General features: G+C 58.2%; 4 protein-coding genes. 2 read left to right on the forward strand and 2 right to left on the reverse strand.

Translation table 11 applies throughout. The annotated features are described in order from the left end of the window. Positions 1–141 precede the first annotated feature (141 nt). Both SGJ19_17490 and SGJ19_17495 read left to right on the forward strand, forming a co-directional pair. A complete protein-coding gene (locus tag SGJ19_17490) occupies positions 142–1,422 on the forward strand; it encodes a DNA/RNA non-specific endonuclease (GenBank protein ID MDZ4782045.1) in 1,281 nt (426 codons plus the stop codon). Between the two features lie 16 nt (positions 1,423–1,438). Further along, complete coding sequence (locus tag SGJ19_17495; protein MDZ4782046.1) at positions 1,439–1,792, forward strand: hypothetical protein; 354 nt, start codon at positions 1,439–1,441, stop codon at positions 1,790–1,792. 292 nt (positions 1,793–2,084) lie between these two features. On the opposite strand, the gene SGJ19_17500 is transcribed toward SGJ19_17495, so the two are convergent. Both SGJ19_17500 and SGJ19_17505 read right to left on the reverse strand, forming a co-directional pair. After that, on the reverse strand, positions 2,085–3,395 hold the full coding sequence (locus SGJ19_17500; protein MDZ4782047.1) for a DDE-type integrase/transposase/recombinase: 1,311 nt from the start codon (positions 3,393–3,395) through the stop codon (positions 2,085–2,087). A 67-nt stretch (positions 3,396–3,462) separates the two neighbouring features. After that, positions 3,463–3,633, reverse strand: coding sequence for a hypothetical protein (locus SGJ19_17505; protein MDZ4782048.1), 171 nt, complete (start codon positions 3,631–3,633; stop codon positions 3,463–3,465). Positions 3,634–3,871: the final 238 nt, after the last annotated feature.

Raw genomic sequence — 3,871 nt, forward strand, 5'->3', positions numbered from 1 at the left:
CAAGCTCTCGTCGAGCGGGGCTTGCTTCGTGTCCTGAGGAGCGTCGTTACTCCAACTATTAAATCAATTTAAGTGATAAGAATTTCAGGCGGCGCACAGAAGCTAGAAGAAATTCGCGACGATTCTCGTATTATATCGTACTTGACGACTGATCTATTCGACCATGCCCGTAAGCACGGCGTTCCTCAATGGAGAGATCTGTCGCCACAAATGCAAAACTTCATCAAGAAATATGGAATCGAAAGCGCGCCAGAATTTGATCCTCCCGGGGCGGCTCGCAGAGCGACCCTTGACCACATCGAACATCAGATTCGTCGCCTAAATGTAATTTCATGTGCGCTTTGGTACGAGCGAATGAGACTCCAGTTTAAGAATAAAACGGAGCCGCTGACCGATGCTGAGCGGTACTATCTCGCTAAGCTAGATGTGATGTGCACGATTATCGGTTGCGTAGAAGTGACGTGGTATAAAGAACGAACAAAATTATACAATCTCGCGATCGGCGAAATGGCCTTCATGGCCACCCTTGCCGGAAATCTGGGAAATCCAAGTGTAAACGCGATGGCAGTAGCGGCCGTTGACGCATCGATGGGCGTTGCGACGCTAAATCCGCCGGCCATGGGTCCGCGAATAAATGCACCACGTATTAAATCGCCAACACCAAAAAACGACCCCGCTCTAAGTGCGTTGCGCGGCGAGGCTCCTCCCGCCTCGAAGGCTCCCGCCGAAACGACAAAAACATCCGGCCATGCAGCCGACGCGTTGGAAGCTAAGGGAGGAGCCCCCACTCAGAAGCCTGCAACTGGTGGCGCAAACCCTACCCCAACTCAGCCTCCAAGGAGTACACCAGCCACGCTAACGGACGTGGAGTTGCAAGCACTCCGTGTTGAGCTTCTTCGATCGGGAAAGCAGATCGTACTTGAACCTAGTCGTTCTTACCAAACAGCTGAGGGGACAATTTATCGCACAAACGTCAAAGGGCAGGTTGATGAAATTGAGTTTACCCTGAACGGTCCTGGAGACGTCAAAGCGAAGGGGGATCCTCGAACCGCCCGATCTTCTGAAACAACGCCACTTGGCGAGCCTTTGAGTGGTGTTAAAGGCGATGTTGGATTTCATGCGAGGCCGGACACGGCCAATGGAATTGCGACCTATCCAAACGTGTTTCCAGGCAGTGGCACACTTAACAACAGCGCATTTAAGTCAGTTGAACTAAAATATGTGCAAGCGGCGAGGGAGGGAGCACGGGTCGATGTTAAAATCAACAAGATGTTCGGACCTGCAGATGACTTACGCCCAACCCACATTAGAGTCACCATCAAGAAAGATGGCTTGTCATGGAGCAAGACATTTGCTAACGATGGTAGCACAGAGTTATTGGATGCAGAAAAGACGGCGCTGAAAGCCATCCTCGGTTTGTAGGCTGGAGCTGAACGCAATGCAACGCGAATTTGAAGACTTGACGCGACGCCTTTCCCAAGCGGTGTTCGACTATGTGACTTCAGGGATGAATGGCAAGAACTGGATTTCTGCGACTCTAGACGTTCGATACGATCCTAGCGGACACTCATGGAATTCCAAGATTAGGGTCACAAGCGATGACGGACCGCCCGAATCGCTGGACATGACGAATGATATTGATGTCCTATTGATTTCGTTAAATTCGCATCGCCGCGATCTCGGGGATGAATGGTATGGCTTATTGCTTACGATGCAAGCCGATCAACATTGCAAAATAAAGCTCAACTACGACTCGAGATGTTCCGAGGATGCGTCATTCTTTAACAATTGAGCCAAGGCAATCGAGTGTCGGCTGAGCGGTTCAATTTTTGCTGGTCGTTGGTCGTTGGGAAGTATATGGGTCCAGTATATGGGTCCAGCGAATCTTTCGTGGGCATTCGTACGGGACTTTTTGCAGTAGAATCGTCGTGATTGACGAGCGCGAGTCGACGGAGCGGAGTGCGAAGGGAGAAGCCGGGAACGCCGGGGCGCGACGTTCTTTGACAACTCGGAGTTGGTGCGCGGCGAGCGGCCCTCGTGCGCGCACCGTCGGCGCAGGCGGCCTTCGGAGGCGCCGTCTCCGCTTATCCGACGCGGCGGAGCCTGACGATCGGCAGGTGCCGTCGGCCGCCGTGGAACTCGACGTTCAACTCCAACCGCGCGCCGGGACTGCCGCGTACGAGGGCCCAAGGACGAGCGCAGGAAAAGCTCTTTTGCCAACGAGCCCGCGGCTCGTAGCGCGGCTTGCGATGGGCCGGAAAGCGCCGCTCATACACTTCGTTCGGCGTGCGGCCGCCGAGCGCCTCATGCGGCCGATGCTCGTTGAACCATTCTTGAAACCATTTCAGTTCACGCGCGAAGGCGTTTCGCTCGTCGGGGACCACGGGCAAGCTTCGCAGATGTTCCTTCAAGGTCCGCCAGAACCGCTCGATGACCGCGATTGAGCCGTGCTTGCCGACGGCACCGTAGCGCGGCTTGATCTTGCGGCGCTTGCACCAGCGGCGAAAGGCGGGGCAATCGAACTGCCCGCCCCGGTCGGAGACGATGTATTTCGGGGCGGTGCCGGCGGCGCGGATCGCTTTCGCGAGGAACGCTTGCACGTCGGCCGATGATGGTTGGTTGGCGAAGCAATCGACGTGCAGCACGCGCCGCGAATAATGATCGACGACGGCGGCGATCCACCAGCCGTACGGCCAAGCCTGGGGGAGCGACCACGGCAGCCAGGGGACCCACCAGCCGCGAACGGGGGCCACGGTCAAGTCGACGTGCCAGACATGGTGCGGGTAGTCGGCGGTGACGACGTGCGGCTGGGATTCCGCTTGCGGCTTGGTCGCCAAGTCCGGCGCGGCGGGGAAGCTTTTCAACATTCGCCCCACGGTCGTGGCACCCAGGTGCAGGCCCTGGCGAGCCAATATCGCGGCGATCTTCCGCTTGCCGAGCGCGGGACACGCCAGTTTCAATTTTTGGACGAAGTGCGTCACCACCTGCGGGAACTTGTTGACGGGCTCGGTAGTTTGCACGAGCGCCGCCGGGCCCTGTTCGTCGACGCGGGCGAGCCAAGCGGCGACGGTCGGCTCGGTGATTTGGAAGATTTCGGCCGTGCGGGCGAGCGACCAGCCTTCCAGGGCCTTGAGTTCTAGGATCCGCATCCGCTGCTGCGGCGTGTAGTGCGGCCGGGAGTGCGGCGGGACGAGTTCCATTCGAGCCCGCCGAATGTCGTCGATTTCGCGGAGCACGGTGTTCGCGCGGTCCCCGCGGAGGTCGTTCGTCGCGCCGCGCTTCTTCGAGACGACGTTCGCCAGTACCACGTTCGCCAGGGCGAGCGCATGCAGGACGCCGCTGCGGACGGTCTTGGGCCAACCCCGCGGCAAATTCGGTTCGTCGCTGGTCGGCATGCGGTGCTCCGTCCGTTCTCGGTGCGAATCGTGTTCTAACAAGCGTCTCGATGACGCTGCAAGCGGCTCACTCGTCCGATTCGAGTTCGTCGTCGATCGCCTGCTCGATGGCGGCGAGCGTGGCTTGTCGCGTCGGTTCGTCGTCCCGGTAAATCAAGTTGACTTTGGCGATGATCAGCCACACCTGGAGACACGACAGCGCGGCGATGATCATGGTCAGGCAGAACAGCGGCGGCACCAGGACGATCCTGAGGACGTACGTCGGCAGCAGCAGGACGAACCTCAGGCCGTAACCGAGCCAGGTCTGTCATTAAGCAGGTTAAAACCGGCCAGTCGTCAGCAGGTTGGGCGCAGCCACCAGACCTGGGGGAGCGATGCTCGATCCAAGTGCCCTACGCCCCGTCGTTGAGGGCATTTGGATCGAGTGTCGCTCCCCCTGAGGCGAGGTCCCGGTGGCCGGTTTTAACTTGCCGATG

The sequence above is a fragment of the Planctomycetia bacterium genome (assembly GCA_034440135.1).
GTDB lineage: Bacteria > Planctomycetota > Planctomycetia > Pirellulales > JALHLM01 > JALHLM01.